16 protein-coding genes are annotated in these 19553 nt (G+C 72.0%); 7 read left to right on the top strand and 9 right to left on the bottom strand.

The window, feature by feature from the left end:
* Nucleotides 1-72: 72 nt before the first annotated feature.
* Nucleotides 73-2427: a phosphoribosylformylglycinamidine synthase subunit PurL gene (purL, locus tag ER308_RS11810; protein ID WP_131155178.1), complete on the top strand. Its 2355-nt coding sequence runs from the start codon at nt 73-75 to the stop codon at nt 2425-2427.
* A 52-nt stretch (nt 2428-2479) separates the two neighbouring features.
* Here purL and ER308_RS11815 read toward each other — a convergent pair whose 3' ends face one another.
* Complete coding sequence (locus ER308_RS11815; RefSeq protein ID WP_131155179.1) at nt 2480-2932, bottom strand: hypothetical protein; 453 nt, start codon at nt 2930-2932, stop codon at nt 2480-2482.
* Nucleotides 2933-3094: 162 nt separating this feature from the next.
* Between ER308_RS11815 and purF the strand changes: the two genes are divergently transcribed.
* Both purF and purM read left to right on the top strand, forming a co-directional pair.
* Nucleotides 3095-4576 carry an amidophosphoribosyltransferase gene (purF, locus tag ER308_RS11820; RefSeq protein ID WP_131155180.1) on the top strand — a complete coding sequence of 494 codons (1482 nt, stop codon included), beginning with the start codon at nt 3095-3097 and terminating at the stop codon, nt 4574-4576.
* Nucleotides 4573-5637 (top strand): phosphoribosylformylglycinamidine cyclo-ligase, encoded by a 1065-nt coding sequence (gene purM / locus ER308_RS11825; RefSeq protein WP_131155181.1) that lies wholly within the window; start codon nt 4573-4575, stop codon nt 5635-5637. The genes purF and purM overlap by 4 nt, the downstream gene beginning before the upstream one ends.
* Before the next feature lie 23 nt (nt 5638-5660).
* Here purM and ER308_RS11830 read toward each other — a convergent pair whose 3' ends face one another.
* Nucleotides 5661-6740: a Leu/Phe/Val dehydrogenase gene (locus tag ER308_RS11830; protein ID WP_131155182.1), complete on the bottom strand. Its 1080-nt coding sequence runs from the start codon at nt 6738-6740 to the stop codon at nt 5661-5663.
* A 328-nt stretch (nt 6741-7068) separates the two neighbouring features.
* Here ER308_RS11830 and ER308_RS11835 point away from each other — a divergent pair, with 328 nt between their 5' ends.
* Entirely contained in the window at nt 7069-7281 is a 213-nt protein-coding gene (locus ER308_RS11835; protein WP_131155183.1) for a BldC family transcriptional regulator, read from the top strand.
* Between the two features lie 69 nt (nt 7282-7350).
* Here ER308_RS11835 and ER308_RS11840 read toward each other — a convergent pair whose 3' ends face one another.
* The 4 genes from ER308_RS11840 to ER308_RS11855 all read right to left on the bottom strand — a co-directional run bounded on the left by ER308_RS11840 (nt 7351) and on the right by ER308_RS11855 (nt 12454).
* A complete protein-coding gene (locus ER308_RS11840; protein ID WP_165492030.1) occupies nt 7351-8955 on the bottom strand; it encodes a putative glycoside hydrolase in 1605 nt (534 codons plus the stop codon).
* A 200-nt stretch (nt 8956-9155) separates the two neighbouring features.
* On the bottom strand, nt 9156-10163 hold the full coding sequence (locus ER308_RS11845) for a glycine betaine ABC transporter substrate-binding protein (protein WP_131155185.1): 1008 nt from the start codon (nt 10161-10163) through the stop codon (nt 9156-9158).
* Between the two features lie 175 nt (nt 10164-10338).
* The gene (locus ER308_RS11850; RefSeq protein ID WP_165491680.1) at nt 10339-11208 is read right to left on the bottom strand and encodes an ABC transporter permease; all 870 of its coding nucleotides are present in this window, start codon (nt 11206-11208) and stop codon (nt 10339-10341) included.
* Entirely contained in the window at nt 11198-12454 is a 1257-nt protein-coding gene (locus tag ER308_RS11855) for a quaternary amine ABC transporter ATP-binding protein (RefSeq protein WP_131155187.1), read from the bottom strand. The genes ER308_RS11850 and ER308_RS11855 overlap by 11 nt, the downstream gene beginning before the upstream one ends.
* A gap of 310 nt (nt 12455-12764) precedes the next feature.
* Between ER308_RS11855 and ER308_RS11860 the strand changes: the two genes are divergently transcribed.
* Both ER308_RS11860 and ER308_RS11865 read left to right on the top strand, forming a co-directional pair.
* Nucleotides 12765-13721, top strand: a complete 957-nt coding sequence (locus ER308_RS11860) for an inorganic phosphate transporter (RefSeq protein ID WP_131155188.1) — start codon at nt 12765-12767, stop codon at nt 13719-13721.
* Nucleotides 13722-13737: 16 nt separating this feature from the next.
* On the top strand, nt 13738-14373 hold the full coding sequence (locus tag ER308_RS11865) for a DUF47 domain-containing protein (RefSeq protein WP_131155189.1): 636 nt from the start codon (nt 13738-13740) through the stop codon (nt 14371-14373).
* 86 nt (nt 14374-14459) lie between these two features.
* On the opposite strand, the gene ER308_RS11870 is transcribed toward ER308_RS11865, so the two are convergent.
* From ER308_RS11870 to ER308_RS11880, 3 genes are all read right to left on the bottom strand, one after another.
* Nucleotides 14460-15218 carry a PD-(D/E)XK nuclease family protein gene (locus ER308_RS11870; RefSeq protein WP_131155190.1) on the bottom strand — a complete coding sequence of 253 codons (759 nt, stop codon included), beginning with the start codon at nt 15216-15218 and terminating at the stop codon, nt 14460-14462.
* Nucleotides 15215-16069: a hypothetical protein gene (locus tag ER308_RS11875; protein ID WP_131155191.1), complete on the bottom strand. Its 855-nt coding sequence runs from the start codon at nt 16067-16069 to the stop codon at nt 15215-15217. The genes ER308_RS11870 and ER308_RS11875 overlap by 4 nt, the downstream gene beginning before the upstream one ends.
* 88 nt (nt 16070-16157) lie before the next feature.
* The gene (locus ER308_RS11880) at nt 16158-16367 is read right to left on the bottom strand and encodes a dodecin family protein (protein WP_131155192.1); all 210 of its coding nucleotides are present in this window, start codon (nt 16365-16367) and stop codon (nt 16158-16160) included.
* Between the two features lie 297 nt (nt 16368-16664).
* On the opposite strand from ER308_RS11880, the gene ER308_RS11885 reads away from it, so the two are divergent.
* Nucleotides 16665-19328, top strand: coding sequence for a cell wall-binding repeat-containing protein (locus tag ER308_RS11885; RefSeq protein ID WP_131155193.1), 2664 nt, complete (start codon nt 16665-16667; stop codon nt 19326-19328).
* Nucleotides 19329-19553 lie beyond the last annotated feature (225 nt).

The raw sequence follows: 19553 nt of genomic DNA on the forward strand, positions 1-19553 counted from the left end.
TCGGTCACCTGACCCGTCCGGTCGGCCCGTTCGACGGGCACGGTGGCGCACCGTCGGCTAGCGTCTGGCGCGATGACCAGCCCCGCCCCCACCGGAACCCCGGCGTCGGCCCCCGATCCGGATGGGCTCGCCGGCGAGCTCGGTCTCACCGAGGACGAGCTGACCGCGATCCGACGCACGCTCGGTCGCGACCCGTCGTCCGCCGAGCTCGGCGCGTACTCGGTCATGTGGTCCGAGCACTGCTCGTACAAGTCGTCGCGGATCCACCTGCGTCGTCTGCCGGCGCAAGGCCCGCGCGTGCTCGTGGGCCCGGGGGAGAACGCGGGCGTCGTCAGTGTCGCCGAGGGACTCGCCGCGGCCTTCAAGATCGAGAGCCACAATCACCCGAGCTTCGTCGAGCCCTACCAGGGCGCGGCGACCGGGGTGGGGGGAATCATCCGCGACGTCCTGACGATGGGCGCCCGTCCGATCGCGCTGCTCGACGCGCTGCGATTCGGGGATCCGGACGACCCGGTGGCTCGGCGCGTCGCCGACGGTGTCGTCCGTGGCGTGGGAGGCTACGGCAACTCGATCGGGGTGCCGACCGTCGGCGGCGAGACCGACTTCGATCCCGCCTACGCGACCAATCCGCTGGTGAACGTGCTCTGCGTGGGGGCGGTCCCCGCCGACCGCGTGCAGCTCGCCCGCGCGGAACGTCCCGGGCACGTCGCGGTGCTCGTCGGCCAGCGCACCGGGCGGGACGGAATCGGCGGCGCGTCGGTGCTCGCCTCGGCAGGGTTCGGGGCGTCGGACGCCGACGAGGCGAAGCGCCCCAACGTCCAGGTCGGCGACCCCTTCGCCGGCAAGCTGTTGATCGAGTGTTGCCTGGAGCTCGTCGACGCCGAGCTGCTGTCGGGGATCCAGGACATGGGCGCGGCCGGCATCGTCTGCTCCGCAGCGGAGATGGCCGCGGCCGCGGAACTCGGCATCCACCTCGACCTCGACCGGGTGCCGTTGCGGGAGCCGTCGATGCAGGCATGGGAGATCCTGTGCTCGGAGTCGCAGGAACGCATGCTCGCGCTCGTCGACCCCGACCGACTCGGGTCCGTGCTCGACGTCTGTGCCCGCTGGGGCGTCGCGGCGACCCCGATCGGCGAGATCACCACGGGGGACCGCCTGGTCGCCACCCACGAGGGCGAGATCGTGATGGACGCCCCCGCGGTCTCGCTCGCCGACGACGGGCCGGTCTACGAGCGGCCCGTGGGGACGTGGGCCCATCCGGCGGGGCAGGACGACGCCCGCGCCGACCTCCTCGGGATCGACCTCGACGACGCGGCCTGGACGGTGCTGACCGCCCCCGACGTCGCGCCCTGTGACTGGATCACCGAGCAGTACGACGCGATCGTCGGAGCGGCGACCGTGCTCGGACCCGGCGCCGACGCGGCGGTGTTGCGCCTGCCGACCGAGCGGCTCGACGGTGACCCCGCCGGGCGCTCGACGTGCGCGGTCGCGGTGGCGGTGGACGGGCACCCCCGGCGCTGTGCCCTCGATCCCGGACGAGGAGCCCGCCTGGTCCTCGCCGAGGCCGCGCGCAACGTGGCCTGCGTCGGGGCGGAGCCGGTCGGGGCGACCAACAACCTGAACTTCGGGGCCCCGGAACGGGCGGACGTGATGGGTGCCTTCTCCGCCACCGTCGACGGGCTCGCGGCGGCCGCTGATGCGCTCGGGACCCCCATCACCGGGGGCAACGTGTCGTTCTACAACCAGACGGGCGACCGGCCGATCCACCCCACCCCGGTCGTCGGGGTGCTCGGGGTGCTCGACGACGTCGCCGAGGCCGTGGGACCGTGGGCGCGCCGTGCGGGGGACACGGTCGTGCTCCTGGCGGCGCCGGAACCGGCGGATCGGGAAGAGGCCGCCGCGGCAGCCCTGGCCGGGTCGGCGGTGCAGTGGCACGTGGCCGGCCGGATCGCCGGGCGCCCACCCGAGGTCGACCTGGCCGCCGAGGCCGCGCTGCACCGCGTGCTCCGAACGGCGAACGAGGCCGACGAGCTCACTGGTGCACACGACGTCGCCGACGGGGGATTGCTCGTGGCGCTGGTCGAGGCGCTACGTGGTACGGGGCTCGGCGCCGACATCGCGCCCGTGGGCGACGGGGACCGCACGGACGTCGTCGATCCCCTCGCATGGCTGCTCGGTGAGCTCCCGACGCGGGTGCTGGCGATCACGGAGCGTCCCACCGCGCTCGCGCAACGGGCCGCGGCGGAGGGAATCGCCGCACGCGCGCTGGGCACCGTGACCGCGACGCCGCGTCTGGCGATCGGCGACTGGCTCGCTCTCGATCTGGCGGAGGTGGAGGCCGCTCAGCGGGCCGTGCTACCCCGCGCGCTGGACCCGGACGGGCCGTCGACCGGGGACGAGCAGGCGGGCGCACCCGCGCGAGGGTGATCGACCTCGGCCCGGTGCGGGGAACCGGGCGTGGTGCGTCGGTCCGCAGGGGTCAAGCGCTGCCGAGCTTGCGGTCGATGGCGTCGAGGACGGTCTTGCGCTGCTTGCTCGCGTTCTCGGCTTGACGCAGCGCCCGCAGCTCGCTCGGCTTCAACGCGTCGAGCTCGCCCAACAGCGCCCGCACCGGCTTCTCGGCCAGCGACTCGATCTTGCTGCTCGAAGCCGCCGGACTCGTGCTGCTCGCGGCGTCGGCCGAGCCGGATGCGTCGGGTGCGGTGCTGCCCGGGCTCGAAGGCGGCTTCGGCGGCTCGGTGGTGGTGCCGGCCGAGGGACGGCCCTTGGCGGACGCGGCGTCGTCGTCCGGGGGACGGAGCTGCTGTGCCGTGCTCTGCAACGCCTTCGCCGCGGCCGAGAGGCCGGCGGCCGTACTGCTGAGCGCCTTGGCGAAAGCGGCGCGGGTGACTTCCCGCGCCTGCTCGCCACGTTCGTGGGCTGAGTCGCTCATGAAGCTCCCTCGTGTCGGCAGGGCGGTCGCGGGACGGTGTGCCGGCTCGGCCCCTAGCCTGCCACACCGACTGCGGGCCGTTCCGGCCCCGTTCGCGCTTGGCGGACGCCCGTTATCCTGCGCACAGTCAGCCAGGGCGCCGCGTCAAGGGAGGCGAGAGCGATGGCCGCGACCACGGGCGCCCGTGACGAGTGCGGCGTGGTGGCGGTCAGCGCGCCCGGCGAGGAGGTGGCGCGCCTCTGCTACTACGCGCTCTACGCGCTGCAGCACCGCGGGCAGGAGTCGGCCGGCATCGCGGTGTCCGAGGGCGCGCGGCTGCTCGTGTCCCGCGAGATGGGGTTGGTGAGCCAGGCGTTCGACGAGGCCCGCCTCGCCGGCCTGCCCGGTGATCGCGGGATCGGGCACGTGCGGTACTCCACCAGCGGGACGTCGAGCTGGGACAACGCCCAGCCCGCGTTCACGGTGGCGGGCAGCGGCGCCGGCGTGGCGCTCGCGCACAACGGCAACCTCACGAACACCGAGGCGCTCGCCGGCTCCGGGGGTCGCACGCGGGCGTGCGGCACCGACTCCCAGCTGCTCGCGACACTGCTCGCCGAGCGCCTCGACGAGGGGGGGCTCGAGGCGGCCACGGCCGACGTCTGCTCGGAGGCGATGGGCGCCTACTCGCTGGTCGCGCTCACCGAGGACGCGATCGTCGGGGCCCGCGATCCTCACGGGGTTCGACCGCTGGTGGTCGGCAGGCTGCCAGCCGGCGGGTACGTGCTGGCGAGCGAGACGGTCGCCCTCGACATCCTCGGCGCGCATCTCATCCGCGAGGTCGCGCCCGGCGAGGTCGTGACCGTCGACCGTCACGGACTGCGGACGCGCCGGTTCGCGTCCGCCCACCCCGCGTTCTGTGCCTTCGAGTACGTCTACCTCGCGCGGCCCGACCACGTGGAGCCGGCCGCCGACGGGTCGACGACGAGCGTGGCCGCCGCGCGCCGGCGGCTCGGGCAGGCGCTGGCCGAGGAGGCCCCTGCCGACGCCGACCTCGTCGTCCCCGTTCCGGACTCGGGCACGGCCGCCGCGGCCGGCTACGCGCAGGCCTCGGGCATCCCGTACGCCGAGGGCCTCGTGAAGAACCGCTACGTCGGCCGCACGTTCATCGAACCCAGCCCGTCGCTGCGCCAACTCGGGGTGCGTCTGAAGCTGAACCCGCTGCGCGACGTGATCGCCGGGCAGCGGCTCGTGGTGGTCGACGATTCGATCGTGCGGGGCAACACCAGCCGTCAACTCATGGCGATGCTGCGCGAGGCCGGGGCACGCGAGATCCACCTGCGGGTGACGTCCCCGCCGATCCGCCATCCCTGCTTCTACGGCGTCGACATGGCCACCCCGACCGAGCTGATCGGCTCGGGGCTCACCATCGACGAGATCCGGGCCTTCGTCGGGGCGGACTCGCTCGCCTACCTCCCCCAGGAACGGCTGGTCGAGGCCACGCGTCGTCCCGGCGACGCGCTCTGCACGGCCTGCTTCGACGGGCGGTACCCGATCCCGATCCCCGACGAGCCGGCCCTCGCCCAAGCCAGCCTGTTCACCGACCTGTCGCCTGGGACGTCCGTGGCCGCGCCGGCGCCCCCGCACGTGGAAGGCAGCGACGCGTGAGCGGCCCGCGGTCCGGTCGCGAGGGGATCACGTACCGCGACGCCGGGGTCGACCTCGAGGTGGCCGACGCGGTGGCCGAGCGTGCCGGACACCACGCTCGCCGCGCCACCCGCCCCGAGGTGGTGGACAGCGCCAGTGGGTTCGCGGGTCTCTTCGCACTCGATCGCGACCGGTACGCCGATCCGCTGTTGGTCGCGTCCTGCGACGGGGTGGGGACCAAGCTCGAGCTTGCCCACGCCGTCGGCCGTCACGACACCGTGGGAGTCGACCTCGTCGCGATGGTCGTCGACGATCTCGTCTGCACCGGGGCCGAGCCGCTGCTGTTCCTCGACTACGTCGCCGCGGGCGAGCTGTCCCCCGATGTTGTGGACGAGCTGCTCGCGGGCATCGCCGACGGCTGCGTCCAGGCGGGCTGTGCGCTGCTCGGAGGCGAGTCCGCCGCACACCCCGGCGTGCTGCCGAGCGACCGGTACGACCTCGCCGGTTTCGGGGTCGGCGTCGTGGAGCGTGCGGAGGCGCTCGAGCCGGCCCGCGTGCGCTCGGGCGACGCCGTCGTCGCGATGGCGTCGACGGGGCTGCACAGCAACGGCTACAGCCTGGCGCGGCGCGTGGTCGATGCCGCGGGACTGGCCCTGGCCTCCGACCACGGGCTCAAGGTGCAGACCTTGGGGGACGCGTTGCTGCGCCCGACCCGGATCTACGCGCCGGACTGCCTCGCGCTGCTCGGCGAGACCCCCGTCCACGCCCTCTGCCACGTGACCGGCGGGGGCGTGCCCGGCAACCTCGCGCGCGTGCTGCCCGACGGCCACGGCGCCCTGGTGGACACGACGACGTTCGCGGTCCCCGGCGTGTTCGGGGTGCTCGCCGAGCACGGGCCCATCGCGCCCGAGGAGATGTGGCGCGTGTTCAACATGGGCGCCGGCATGCTCGCTGTCGTGCCCGACGGCGCGGCGGCGGTCGACGTGCTGCGCGCCCGCGGCGTCGACGCCTGGGAGTGCGGCGAGGTCCGTGCGGGCGCGGAGGGTGTGGAGCTCGCGGGTCTCACCGCGCCGGGTGCCTAGTCGCGCAGTCGCAGGCCGGGTGCCTAGTCGCGGCCGGGTAGCCGCAGGGTGGTCAGCCGGCTGATCGCGTGGATGCGCCGCCCGGCGACACGGTGCGCGGCCTCCTCGGTCGAGACGTCCTCCTGACGCGACAGGGCGAAGACCTCGCGTAGGCGGTCACCGATGCGGGCGACGCGCCGACGGGCCCGCGGCTCCTGATACCCACCTGGGCGCAGCTCGTCGGCCACTTGGATCAGGCCGCCGGCGTTGATGACGTAGTCGGGGGCGTAGAGGATGCCCGCGGCTCGGAGCTCGTCGGCGAGGTCCGCACGGCTCAGCTGGTTGTTGGCCGCGCCGGCGACGATCTCGCAGGACAGCTCGCCGATCGTCCGGTCGGTGACGACCTCGCCCAACGCGTTCGGGCTGAAGATGTCGCAGTCGACCGCGTGGATCTTGTCGGGCGCGACCACCTCGGCGCGGGTCTCCTCTGCGCAGCGGGCGGCGCGGTCCTCGTCGACGTCGGCGACCGAGACCCGCGCGCCCTCCTCCGCGAGGTGGTGCACGAGCCGGTGACCGACCTTGCCGACGCCCTGAACGGCGACGTGCTTGCCGCCCAGGCGGGGGTCACCCCACCGCTCCTCGGCGCAGGCGCGCAGCCCCTCGTAGGTCCCCAGCGCGGTGGAGACGCCGGAATCGCCGGACCCGTGCTCCTCGGGCGGGGCTCCGACGGCGTGCGGCGTCTCGCGGAGGATGGTCGCAATGTCGTCGGGGTAGGTGCCGACGTCGCACGCCGTCGTGTACCTGCCGCCGAGCGATCCGATCATGCGCCCGTAGGCGCGCAGCAGAGCCTCGGTCTTGTCCGTCTCGGGGTCCCCGATGATGACGGCCTTGCCGCCGCCGGTGTCGATGCCGGCGACCGCGGCCTTGTAGGTCATGGCCTCGGAGAGGCGCAGCACGTCCTCGAGCGCGTCCTCCTCGGACTCGTAGGGGAGCATGCGGGTGCCCCCGAGCGCGGGGCCGAGGGCGGTCGAGTGGATCGCGATGATGCAGCGCAGACCGCTCTCGTCGTCGGCGCCGTACAGCACCTGTTCGTGCCCGTTGAACGCGGCGAAGGGTCCTCGCATCGCTGACAGCGCTCCTTGTCGGCCCACGCGCGGATCCGCGCGCGTGGGGCGGGCTCCGGTCACGGTCGCCGCGGGGTGTGCGGGACCGTAACGGCATGCTACCGACGGTCGTCGGTGAATGGCCGGACGATTGGGAACACTGCGTCGTAGTGACGCGTTTCCCACGTGCGAGAGGGTCCAATGTCGGTGGACGCGTCCGTGGAGTACGCTTTGTCCAGGCAGGCCCGATTCGGCGCCCGCCCGGGGGATCGGGTGCGAGCCAGGGGGGACCTGGGTGGCCGGCGTGGCATCGGCTTGTTCACGCGGAACGAATAGAGAGGTAATCGAGATGGCAGCCGAGGCCGGGAATCGTCCCGAGGACGACGAGCTGCTGACGCCCTCCGAGGTCGCGAAGCTGTTCCGGGTGGATCCGAAGACCGTGACGCGATGGGCGAAGGCCGGGAAGCTCTCGTCGATCCGCACGCTCGGTGGCCACCGCCGTTACCGGGCGGCCGAGATCTACGCGTTGCTCGAGGAGGAGCGCGGGTCCCAGTCCCGCTAGCCCCGGTGGTCGCCCGGGGGCGCGGGGATCCAGGGTCGCGTGACCCTGTCCTCGTTCGTTCGCGCGCTGCTATTCCAGCGCTTCCTCCGTGTAGTCGACGCCCGCGTCCCAGAGGATCCATTCCTCGACGTCGAGGTCCGCGGCGGCGTCGATCTGGGCTCGCACCTCGTCGGGACCGTAGGTCTGTCCCATCGAGAAGTCCTGCAGCCACGGCACGACGCGGGCGCGGCGGTCCCCGGTGATCTCGAGGAAGTCCTCGAGCGAAGCCCGCACGATGTCGTAGGGCTGGCCGTCCGGGTCGTCGATCCCGTACTCCCCGGGCGCCCAGTGCGAGGGGTAGACCATCGGCGCGACGTAGTCGACGTGCTCGGCGATCCCCCCGATGTCCTGGGCGATCTCGTCGGGACGATCGACGGCGATCCCGTAGACCGACGCGCCGTGACCGACGCCGTACGGCTCGAGTCGTTCGTCGGCTTCCGCGATGAACTCGACGATCGACTCCGAGGGCGTCGTGTCGTCGTCGAGACCGGGGAACGCGAACTCCTCCTCATCGCCGTCCGGACGCCGGACGTAGTCCCACAGGATGTCGTCCACACCGGCTTGTGCCGCTTCCTCGGCGAGCTCGTGGTGGTACTCGCGGATCCGCTCGCTCGCGAAGTTCGTGAAACCCCCGTAGCCCTCGTAGAGGCTGCCGTCGGCGTGCTGGACGACGAGACCCTCTTCGCCGTCCTCCCACGCCCGCTCGGCGACGATGGGATCCCGGAAGACCACGATGCGCCCGGCGATGTGCACGTCGCGGTCGTGGAGCTCGGCGACCGCCTCGTCGAGCTCGTAGATGGGGTCGACGGCGTCGTATTCGTGCGCGAACTCGACCTCGGAGTCGTAACCGACCGTACCCGACTCGTCCTTGAGGTCGAGCTGCACCGAGTTGATGAGCCCGCGGTCGGCCAGGTCGAGGACCGGTTCGCGCAGGCTCTCGGACGTCCACGCCCAGAACGAGACGTGCACGCTGCGCAGGTCGTCGGCCTCGACCCGCGACGGCACCGTCACGACCGACTCGCTCGCCACGGCGACGTTGCCGGCCTCGTCCTCGGCCTCGATCGTGAGCTCGCCCTGCGGCGCAGCGTCGTAGGTGACCGAGAAGCGCTCCCCGTCGCGCTCGACCTCCGCACCCTCGGCCCGGACCTCGGCGTCGGGGTCGTCGAGCCGGCCGGTCACCACCAAGGGCTCGTCGGCCACGACTGGCGGCTCGGGTGCGTCGAGCTCGATCGCTGGAGGTTCGGTGTCGAGCTCGACCGTTCGTGTCTCGCTCGCGCGCTGCCCGACACCGCCGGTGAGCTCGGCCGTGACGGTGCGGGTCCCATCGTCCAGCCCCGCCAAGGGGAGGTGCCACCGACGTCCGTTGCGCTCGGCGATCCCGGTCGCGTCCTCGCCGTCAACCCGCAGGTGGGTCTCCCGCGCGGCCTCGGCGGTGCTGGCGGTCACGACGAACGTGGCCTCCTCCGCCGCGTCGGCGTCGAGCACGGCGCCGTCCTCCGGGCTGTTGACCTCGAGCTCCGGCGAGGGCGCGGTGACCGGAACGGCCAACGCGATCACGGCCACGAGCGCGGCCGCGCCGACGAGTGCCCACGCGAGTGGGCGGCGGTGGTGCTTGCGGGGCATGGTGGCTCGCACGTGGAGAGGCGGTCAGGTCCCCCGACCCGAACGACCCGGTCCGGGCCGCCGCGCTGCTCGCGCACGGCCTCCGCGAGTCTGCCGAGCCGGACCGACCCGGGGCACCCTCCCCGCTCGCCCCGCCGGACGAGGCGACAGCCGTTGGGGGAGGGCCCAAGGCCCTCCCCCAACGGGTCGGTGCGTGTACGGTCGTGGACCGCCTAGCGGCCGAGCCACTCGTCGACGAGGTCCTCGTTCTCATCGACCCACTCGGCGGCGCCTTCCTGCTCGTTGCCCTCGCCGGCCTCCTCGATCGTGGCCTGCAGGGCACCCATGTCGTCGGAGCCGATCGAGAAGTTCTCGAGCCACTCCGCGACCTCGGGCATGTCCTCGCTGAAGCCGGGCCGTGCGACCCCGTGGAGTTCCTCGCCCTCGCCCCAGGCGCCCTCGGGGTCCTCCAGGATGTGGAGGTCCTTGTCGGCGTACTCAGGGTGCGGCGTCCACAGCGTGACGACGATCGGCTCCTCGTTGTCGTACGCGGTCTCGAGCTCAGCGCGCATCGCGGAGGTCGAGGAGTCGATGAGGTCGAACTCCTCGTCGAGGCCGTAAGTGGGCATGACCTCCTCGTCGAGGGTCTGCATCATCCCGGCACCAGCTTCGATGCCGGTGATCTCCCCACCGAAGAGGTCGGGGTTCTCCGCGAGGTCCTCGTGCGAGCAGACGCCCTCGTCCTCGCACACGTACTCCGGCACGGTCAGCTCGACCGTGGCGGGGTCGTCGAACCAGACGCCGAGCTCCTCGAGCTCGTCGCCGAACTCCTCCTCGTAGTCGGCGTGGGTGGTCGGGAGCCACATGTCGAGGAAGACGTCCTCGTCGCCCCCGGCAACGGCGGCGAAGGTCGGCGCGACGTCGTACTGCTCCTCGCTGGCCTCGTAACCCTCACGCTCGAGGATCTCGACCCAGAGGAAGGTGTTCGCGATGTTCTCCTCCCAGGGGATCCACGCGAACGAGACCTCGCCGTTGGCCGGCTCCTCGGCCTCCTCCTCGTCGGGCTCTTCCTCTTCGTCCTCGTCGGGGTCCTCGTCGGGCTCTTCCTCTTCGTCCTCGTCGGGGTCCTCGTCGGGCTCTTCCTCTTCCTCCTCGTCGGGCTCATCGTCAGGGTCGTCTGCCACGTCCTCCTCACAGGCTGCGACCAGCAGCATCAGTGCGGCGAGCAACGACAGGAACAAGAGCGGCTTGTTTCTGATGGCTCCTCACTTCCTTTCATCTCACGGCGATCCTACACAGGGGGACAGTGAACCCCGCCCCTCGTGAGTCGACGGTAACGCACTGGACGCGGCCCTGCTATCGGGCTCGTTGGAATCGTGCCCTCAGCGCGCATCGCTGAACCTCGGCCATCACCGGCTACGACTCGGCGAGGGCGCGATCGCGCATGAAGCTCGTGATGCGGTCGAGGAAGATGGCGAGGATCACGACGGCGATCCCGCCCTCGAACCCGGTCCCGAGCCGCAGACGTGTGACGCCTTCGACGACCTCGGAGCCAAGACCACCGGCACCGATCATTCCCGCGATGACGACCATCGACAGGGCGAGCATGATGACCTGGTTCACGCCCTGCATGATCGTCGGCATCGCGAGGGGCACCTGGACCCGCCAGAGGATCTGGCGCTTGCTGGCCCCGAAGGCCTCGGCGGCTTCCACGACCTCCTTGTCGACCTGCCGGATGCCGAGCTCGGCGAGTCGCACGCCCGGCGGGATCGCGAAGATCAGCGTCGCGAGCAGCCCGGGTGGCGTGCCGACGCGGAGGAGGAACACGGCGGGGATCAGATAGACGAATGGCGGCAGCGTCTGCATGAAGTCGAGGATCGGCCGCACGATCGTGCTCACCGTGGCCCTGCGAGCGGCCCAGATGCCGACGGGGATCGCGACCGCGATCGCGACGATCGTCGCGATCAGGATCATCGCGAGCGTATCCATCGTCGGTATCCACAGCTCCATCGAGTCGATGAGCAGGAACGCGAGCAACGTGAACACCGCGAAGCCCGGGCCCCGCAGGTACCAGCCGAGCGCGGTGACGATCGCGATGAACACGAGTGGGTGCGGGAACAGCAGCACGCTCTCGAGGGTGCCCACGGAAGCTGCGAACACCGCCCGCATCCCTTCGAACAGCCAAGCGAACTCGTTGGTGAGGAACCGGATGAAGTCCGCGAACCACTCGCCGATCGGGATGCGCGGCAGGGCTTGGGCCGTGGGCGCGATGGCGTCACTGAGCACTGGGGGCCCCTTCCGGTTCGACCGCGCCGCTGGGTGCAGTCCCCTCTCCGCTGTTGGTCTGGTGCTCGGCCGGGGTCGTGAGGGACGACAACAGCAGCGCGCGGGGCAGGACGCCGACGAGCTCCCCGGCATCGTCGACGACCGCCACCGGCAGCTCCTGGTTGGCCGCGATCTCGAGCACGTCCGACAGTGCGGTGTCCGGTGAGACGACCTCGTATTCGGTGTGAACGACCCCTTCGAGGGTGGCGTCACCGCGGTTCGCGGCCTCCGCGAGGTCCTGGTCGCGGACCGCACCCACGAGCTTCCGGCCATGGTCGACGACGTAGAGTCCCTGGGCCTGGCGCTCGCGCAGCTGGAGCATGCCGACCTTGGGGCCGTGTCGCGGAGAGAGCGTCTCGATGGGATCGACCGCGACGGTCCCGGCGGTGAGGATCCGAGAGCGGTCGACGTCCTGGATGAAATCCGCGACGTAGTCGTTCGCGGGGTTGTTCAGGATCTTCTCGGGCTCGTCGTTCTGGACGATCGCCCCGGCCTTCATTACCGCGATCCGGTCACCGAGGCGCATGGCCTCGTTCAGGTCGTGCGTGATGAAGATGATCGTCTTCTGGAGAGTGCTCTGCAGCTCGAGCAGCTGACCCTGGATGTCCCGCCGGATCAGCGGATCGAGCGCGCTGAACGGCTCGTCCATGAGCATGATGTCCGCGTCGGTCGCGAGGGCGCGGGCCAGACCGACTCGCTGGCGCATCCCGCCCGACAGCTGGTGCGGCTTGCGCTCTCCCCAGCCCTCGAGACCGACCATCTCGAGGGCCTCGTTGGCGCGTCGATCCCGCTCCTCACGGTCGATCCGGCGCACCTCGAGCCCATAGCCGACGTTCTCGAGGACGGTGCGGTGCGGGAACAGCGCGAAGCTCTGGAACACCATGCTGATGCGGCGGGACCGCAGATCGCGCAGGTCGTGATCGTTCAGGCTCGCGATATCGGTGCCGTCGATCTCGCACGTGCCGGCGGTCGCGTCGAGCAGGCGGTTCACCATCCGCACGAGGGTCGACTTGCCGGAGCCGGACAGGCCCATCACGACGAAGAGCTGGCCCGGTTCCACGGTGAAGGTCGCGTCGACGACAGCAGCGAACTGGCCGGTCCTCTCGTAGACCTCGTCGCGATCCTCGCCCGCCTGCAACGGCTCCACGGCGCGCTCGGGGTGGGACCCGAACACCTTGAAGAGCCCGTTGGCTCTGATCGCACTCATACTCGTCACCTTGATCGTTGGGTCGCCCGCCGACGTGGCCCGTGCCGCGGTCCTTGGCCGAACCACAGCGCGCAGCGGCCCACGGCGGCGCGAAAGCTCGAGTTCGCGTGGTCCCGCGAACCCAGGGCGCACGGCTCCCAGATGTTGAGTGTAACCATCTTGCCTGGTCCATGATGCGGAGCGCGCGTCGGTCCGTCGACGCATCGGCGTTGCGCGGCGTCGAAGGGCACGGGCCCGCGGGCGGCCGAGCGTGGCCGGTCGACGCTGCCCGCGGGCAAGAGGAGGGTGCAGTGCGGCAACAGGACCGGCGGTGACCGACCCGCTCGGGCTCGTCTTCCTGGTGGCTGCGCTCGGCTTCGTGGTCCTGAACGGCGTCAACGATGGGGGCGCCCTGGTCGCCGCATCGCTGAAGACCCCGGTGCTGCGCCCGCTCACCGTCATCGGGCTGATCTGCGCGACCCTGGCGCTGGTCCCCGCGCTCGGGGCCGCCGCGGTCGCGGGGACCCTGGCCGACGGCCTCGTCCCTGCTGACCCCTCGACCCGTCGGACGTTGCTGGCCGCCGGGTTGGCGGCCTGTCTGCTGGTCGTCGGGCTCTTGAACCGCAGAGGCCTGCCGACGAGCCTCACCCTCGCGCTCGTCGGCGGTGTTGTCGGCGCCGGCGTCGGGGCGGGGGAGAGCGTGGAGTGGTCCCGGGTCGGTGTCGTCGTGTTGGTCGGGATCGCGGCGCCGTTCGTCGGCGGTGCCCTCGGGTTGGCGCTGCGCGGGCTCGGGGCGATCCCGAGATCGAGGGTGCGCAGCGCGCACGTCGTGACCGTGGCCGGTCAGGCGCTCGCCTACGCGGCCAACGACGGGCAGAAGACCTATGCGGCCATGGCGGCCGCGACGCTGGCGCCGGTGGGGGCAGGTGTGGCGCCGCCGGTGTGGATGCTCGTCGTCGTGCCGGTGCTCTTCGGCGTGGGTGCGGCGCTCGGCGTACGGCGAGCGCGCGGGACCCTCGCGGGAGGTGGGGTCCTGCGCACCCGCCCTCGCGACGAGGTCGCCGCGGAGGCCGCCTCGGCGGTCGCGGTGCTCGGCAGCTCCGCGGTCGGCGCGCCGGTCAGCATGACGCAATCGATCGTCGGCTCCCTGGTGGGTGCGGGCCTCACGCGCGGGCGGCGGCACGTGCGCTGGCGAGCTGCGGGGCGGCTGGTGCTCGCGTGGGTGCTGACGCTGCCCTCCAGCGCGCTGGCGGGTGTCGTGCTGGGCGCGATGCTGGGGCTCCTCTGACGGGAAGGGACGAGCGATGAGGTGGCTGCGCACGCTGCTGCGTGATCTGACGGGGCGACGCGACGGCGAGTTCGTCGGGATGCTGCAGGGCCAGGTCGACTGCGGGATCTCGGCGGCCGCGTGGCTCCGGGACGCGGCTGCGGGCGACACGGGCCTCGACGAGGCCCTCGCGGAGGTGCGCCGGGTCGAGGCCGAGGCCGACCGGACACGGGACACCCTCGTGGCGGAGCTGAACCGGTCGCTCACGACGCCGCTCGACCGTGAGGACCTGATGCGCCTGTCGCGGGCGCTCGACAACGTCGTCGACAACCTGCGGGACCTGGCGGATACACTCGACGCATTCCGGGTGAGTGACCCGAGCGGTTGTGTTCGGCCCCTCGACGAGCTCTGGGCGGGGCTCAACGCGCTGCATGCCGTGATCGGGCAGCTCGACGGGGGGTCGATCGCGGGACTGGCGGCCGCGGCGCGAGACGCGAAACGGGTCAGCCGGGTGCGCGTCGCTTTCGTGGAGGGGCTGCGGGAGCTGTTCACCGAGCCGGTCACCGGTGACGTGCTGGCCCGACGCGAGTTGCTGCGGCGCCTCGACGTGGTCGGGCTGCGCCTGGGGGAGGCCTGCGACGCGCTCGCCGACGCGGCCCTCAAGCGCGCGTAGCCGACCGCCCGCAAGCGCGCGTAGCCGACCGCCCGCCTGCCGTGGGGCGGGTGGGCACGGGACGCCGTCGATCCGCCCCGTGCGTCCTACGCTCCGGTGGCCACCGATGCCGGGCAGGTCGACCGCCAGGGGCACGGCTCGCACACCGGGCCGGGGCGCGCGGGCAGGTCCCCCGCCCGCAGCGTGGCCGCGTGGTGGCGCACCCGACGGGCCGCCCCCGCCACGACCTCCTCGTCGACGTCGACGGCCGCGAGGACCGGGTCGTGGGCGAGCCGTTCGTACACCACGCGCAGCGGCCGGTCGGGCCAGGTCAGCCGTCCGAGCAGTGCGTGCACCGCTGCGGCCGGATCCTCGGTGGGGTCCGGGGCCAGGCCGCCGGTCTTGTAGTCGCGGAGCTCGATCGTGCCGTCGGGGCGCTCCCAGACCGCATCGATGGTGGCGAGCAGCAGCACGCGCTCGTCGGTGAAGCGCCAGCCCAGCGTGCGCTCGCCGCCGCGGTATGCGGCGTCGCCCTGCGGTCCGCCGGGGCAGACGGTCCGATGCGCGGCGACGAACCGGGCGACGGCCTCGAGGGTCTGCGGGTCGTGCTCGAGGATGGGCTCGGGCTCGTCGTGACGGCCCGGCGCCGTGTGGCGCTTCTCCAGTTCGCGGTGCACCGCGAGGCCGAGCTCGAGGGCGGGGTGGGAGGGCGCCTCCTCGCCCCGCAGACCCAGGACGTAGCGGTTGCGGTACGCGCGCCCGCAACGATCCAGCTCGGCCAGGCGCGAGGGCCACACGGTGATGTAGGGCTCTCGCGCGAGCTCGATACCCGGCAGCTCGGCGCCCTCTCCGACCGCCGCGCTCATCCGCCCATCCCCGCCGCGCCGCGGCTCCCACCCGTGGTGGGGCTCTCGCTCGCGCCGGGCGCCTCGTCGGTGCCGGGGCGTTCACCCGTGCCGGGTCCCCCGCGCTCCGCGGACGAGAGGGGCGACGCCAGGTCGGAGGCGCCGATCGCCGGGCAGCCCCGCACCGCGGGACAGGAACTGCACCAGGGTCCCGGCGTCGCGGCCGGCTCCGGTTCGTCGAGTGCGCTGATGATCCTGGGCCCGAGCTCGTCCCCCCAGCGGCGCCGTTCTTCGGCGTCGGTGTCGACCACCGAGGCCGAGGCGCGGAGCACGTCGACGTGCACGTAGCGCAGCGGCTCGGTGCCGCCACAGACCAGCGCGGTGAGTCGCGCGCGCGGGTCGTCGGCCAATCGACCGTGGGGGCTCGGCCCGAACGCCAGCCGCCGCACCTCGGTGATGCCGTCGACGACGAGGGCGACATCGATGGTCACCGAGAGCTTGAACCGGCCGCTGCGGCTGGTCCGCGCCGGGAAGGCGTCGGGCGCCGGGTCGACGGGTCGGCCCCCGCGCGCGTCGGCCACGTCGCCGTAGCCGGCCATGGCATCGTCGAAGACGGCCCGTTCCTCGGCCTCGAGGTCGCGCGGCGGCGCGGTGTCGTCGAGGATCTCGCTCGGGGCGACGCCCTCGGACTCGGCCTGGGCGTGGGCGCGCCGCGCGGCGTCGACGACCGCATTGGCGAGGGCGAAGCGGCGCCGGGAGTGCGTGCTGGGGCCATGGGTGAGCCCGCTGCCTGTCACGGTCCGTACGAACCGCCGTCGGCACCGATCGAGCTGCGGCAGATCACTGGGGCGGACCCGCGCGACGTCGTCCATGGGCGCAGGATGCCGAACATCGACGGACTTGTCCGCAGCCCCTGCCCGGCAGAGCTCGTACGACCCGCGCCGTTTCCCGGGTGGGTGCTCAGGCCTCGTACTTGAACGAGACGTTGACCTTCGCGCGGAACTGCGCGACGCCGCCGTCCTCGATGGTCATGTCGAGCTTCACGACCTCGGCCACCCGCAGATCGCGCAGGCTGCGGCCAGCCTTCTCCACTGCCGCGGCGGCGGCGCGCTCCCAGGACTCGGTGCTCGTGCCGACGAGCTCGATGACCTTGTAGACGTTCTCCGCCATGGCGTCCTCCTCGCTTGGGTCGGCTGCGGCCCGCCCGCTTCGGGCGGGTCCGCGAGCCCTACCCAGTTCGCGGTCCCCCCACGCGCGGGGGTGCAGGACCTCGCCCGCCACGACCGCGCACCCCGCAGCGAGGTCGCGTGAGGTCCGGCGCGACGGTGCGGTGCCGGAGGCTCCCGATCACCGCGATCGGACCCTCGGGGCTGCTCACCGCTTGCCGTGAGGTACCCGCTCTGTAAGGTTCCGCGGACGCTCGCTCCTGGGCCGGTCGCTCAGGGGCCCACCAACAAGGAGGTTGGCATGGGTTCGTCCGACAGAGTCGCTCCAGGGGCGACTTCCTGGCGACGCTACGCGGTGGCGCTGGCTGCCGCCGCCGTGGCACTCGGGTTGCTGTTACCCGCGGCCGCGGCAGATGAGCACGATGACGACGACAACGGGGACGGCGGGGATCAGGTCGAGGTCAATCTCGCGGCGATCAACGACTACCACGGGCGTCTCACGCCCGAGGGCGCGAGCTTTGTGCCAGAGGACGTGTTTCGCCTCGAGGGCGCGGACCGAGTCGCCACGGCCGTCGACGTGTCGCAGCACGTGTACGACGACGCCGAGGCGGTGGTATTGGCGCGGGCGGACGAGTTCGCGGACGCATTGGCCGGCGCACCGCTGGCCTCGGCAGCGGACGCGCCGATCCTGCTGACCCGTACCGGCGAGGTGCCGTCCGAGACCCTCGACGAGATCGACCGCCTGGGGGCGGACGCGGCGTACCTACTCGGGGGCAGCGCGGCAATCAGCGACGACGCCGCCGACGAGGTCGAGCAGGCGGAGGTTGACACGACACGTCTGGACGGCCCGACGCGCTTCGAGACCGCGATCGCGATCGCCGAGGCGATGGGCGAGGAACTCGGCGTCGACGCGTTCAGCGACGCGTACGTCGTCGAGGGGCTGAACCCCGACGAGTTCCGAGGCTGGCCGGACGCGATGGCGATCTCGGCGCTCGCGGCGTACGAGCAGCGACCGATCCTGCTCGCCGAGCAGGACGGGGTGCCGGAGGCCACCGCGGAGGGCGCGACCGCGCTCGAGGTCGAGACTGCCACGCTGGTAGGGGGTTCGGCGGCTCTCGGCAACGAGGTCGACGCCGATTTCGAGGACCTCGGCATCGCCCTGGCCGATCGGCTGGAGGGCGACGACCGCTACGCGACGAGCGTGGCCGTGGCCGAGGCCGCTGCCGACGCCGGCATGGACGAGACCCAGCCATGGCTGGTGACCGGCCTGAATTGGCCCGATGGCGTCACCTCGGGGGCCGCGGCGGCCGAGGCGGGCGCTATTCCCGTGTTGGTGCACGGTGAGGACCGCGGTGCGTCCGAGGCCAGTGCCGACTGGATCTCCGAGACGTTCGAGGCACGCGAATCGCTCGGCGTCATCGGTGGTCAGGCCGCCATCGCCGACGATGTCGTGGCCGAGGACGTCGGCGGCGCCGCCTACCTGGGGGCGCACATCGACGCGTTCCGCGAGGCGCACGAGCACACGTACATGGTGGACGCCGGCGACCTCGTCGGCGGCACGCCGGTCCTGTCGAGCTACTTCAACGACGTCCCGACCGTCGAGATCATGAACGAGATCGGCCTCGACGTGCAGACGGTCGGCAACCACGAGTTCGACGCCGGGCAGGAGGAACTCCTGTGGCGCCGTGACGGCGGCGAGTACCCGGGTGACCCCGAGGACTTCCCGCTCGACCGCGAGCACGAGGGCCAAGACTTCGTGACGCTGTCGACGAACGTCGTGCACGAGGACACCGGGGATGCCTTGACGCAGCCGTACCACGTCGCCGAGTTCGGCGACGCGAGCGTCGGGTTCCTCGGTGTCACGACCGAGAGCACCGACGAGGTCGTCCACCCCGACGGCATCGATGGTCTCGAGTTCCTCGGCGAGGCAGAGGCGGTGGCCGACGCGGTGCCGGACCTGCAGGCGGAGGACCCGGACGCGATCGTCGTGCTCATGCACGAGGGCGGTCGCCAGGCCGGCGGCATGAACGAGTGCATCGAGCCCGAGGGCGCGCTCGTGCCGATCATGGACGAGATGGATGAGGCCGTGGACCTCATGGTCACCGGTCACACCCACCAGACGTACGTCTGCGACGAGGCATTCGACGACACGCTCGTCACTCAGGCGAACGAGTACGGCAACTTGTTCACGGAGATCTCGCTCAGTATCGAGCCTGGCGAGGGCGTCGTGGACTCGTCGGCCGAGAACCAGCTCGTCCACCATCACGTCGAGCCCGATCCCGAAGTGCAGGCACAGATTGACGATTGGGAGGACATCGGCGAGGACATCTTCGCCGAGGTCGTCGGCCAGTCCGAGGTGGAGATCCCGAGGACGACGCGCGTGGAGGAGTCGGCGCAGGGCAACCTCGCGACCGACGCGCTCACCTACGTCCACGACGTCGACTTCGCGTTCCAGAACTCGGGAGGGCTCCGCGCCGACATGACCCACGACGACGACATGGAGGACGGCCGCTACAACATCAGGCTCGAGTACATTCTCGACGTCTGGCCGTTCGGCAACGAGACCGAGCTCGTCGAGATCACCGGCGCCCAGCTCGAGGAGTACCTCAACCACGGGGTGAGTGAGGTCGGCGGTGGCCGCTTCATTCAGGTCTCGGGCCTGCGGATCGAGTACGACATCGTCGACGAGTCCGGGGACTTCCCCCAGGGCGAGGTCCACACGGTCGAGTACTGGGACCACCGCTCCGAGGAGGACGGCACGCCGGTCGACCTGTCGGCCGACGCCACCTACCAGGTGGCGACGAACGACTTCATGGTCGCCGGCGGTGACGGCTACCCGGTCCTCACCGACGACGTCTACAGCCTCCAGAACCCCCTGGAACTCGACGTCGAGCGCTACGTCCGGGAGAACTCGCCGGTCGCTCCGGAGGTCGAGGGGCGGATCGTCGAGAGTCCCGCGGAGTAGCGGCCCCGTACACCAACGCTCCACCACGCGTGCCCGGGCTGCTAGCCCGGGCACGCGCGTGTTCGTCTCGCTGCGGTGGCATCGAGCGGTCAGCTGACGGGTTCGTCGAGTTCGTCGGCGGGAGGTGTCCGCGCACGGTCCTCGTTCGGACGTGACCGTTCCGTGCGCCGGGACGTCTTGCGGTCGTACATGCAACTCGTCACCGCCGAAGCGGGCGTGTCTTAC

The sequence above is a fragment of the Egibacter rhizosphaerae genome (assembly GCF_004322855.1).
Classification (GTDB): Bacteria; Actinomycetota; Nitriliruptoria; order Euzebyales; family Egibacteraceae; genus Egibacter; species Egibacter rhizosphaerae.

Excerpts from the sequence above, each read along its gene's own strand:
- purL (WP_131155178.1), top strand. The coding sequence starts at position 73 with ATGACCAGCCCCGCCCCCACCGGAACCCCGGCGTCGGCCCCCGATCCG.
- ER308_RS11815 (WP_131155179.1), bottom strand. The coding sequence starts at position 2,932 with ATGAGCGACTCAGCCCACGAACGTGGCGAGCAGGCGCGGGAAGTCACC.
- purF (WP_131155180.1), top strand. The coding sequence starts at position 3,095 with ATGGCCGCGACCACGGGCGCCCGTGACGAGTGCGGCGTGGTGGCGGTC.
- ER308_RS11830 (WP_131155182.1), bottom strand. The coding sequence starts at position 6,740 with ATGCGAGGACCCTTCGCCGCGTTCAACGGGCACGAACAGGTGCTGTAC.
- ER308_RS11835 (WP_131155183.1), top strand. The coding sequence starts at position 7,069 with ATGGCAGCCGAGGCCGGGAATCGTCCCGAGGACGACGAGCTGCTGACG.
- ER308_RS11855 (WP_131155187.1), bottom strand. The coding sequence starts at position 12,454 with ATGAGTGCGATCAGAGCCAACGGGCTCTTCAAGGTGTTCGGGTCCCAC.
- ER308_RS11865 (WP_131155189.1), top strand. The coding sequence starts at position 13,738 with ATGAGGTGGCTGCGCACGCTGCTGCGTGATCTGACGGGGCGACGCGAC.
- ER308_RS11870 (WP_131155190.1), bottom strand. The coding sequence starts at position 15,218 with ATGAGCGCGGCGGTCGGAGAGGGCGCCGAGCTGCCGGGTATCGAGCTC.
- ER308_RS11875 (WP_131155191.1), bottom strand. The coding sequence starts at position 16,069 with ATGGACGACGTCGCGCGGGTCCGCCCCAGTGATCTGCCGCAGCTCGAT.
- ER308_RS11880 (WP_131155192.1), bottom strand. The coding sequence starts at position 16,367 with ATGGCGGAGAACGTCTACAAGGTCATCGAGCTCGTCGGCACGAGCACC.
- ER308_RS11885 (WP_131155193.1), top strand. The coding sequence starts at position 16,665 with ATGGGTTCGTCCGACAGAGTCGCTCCAGGGGCGACTTCCTGGCGACGC.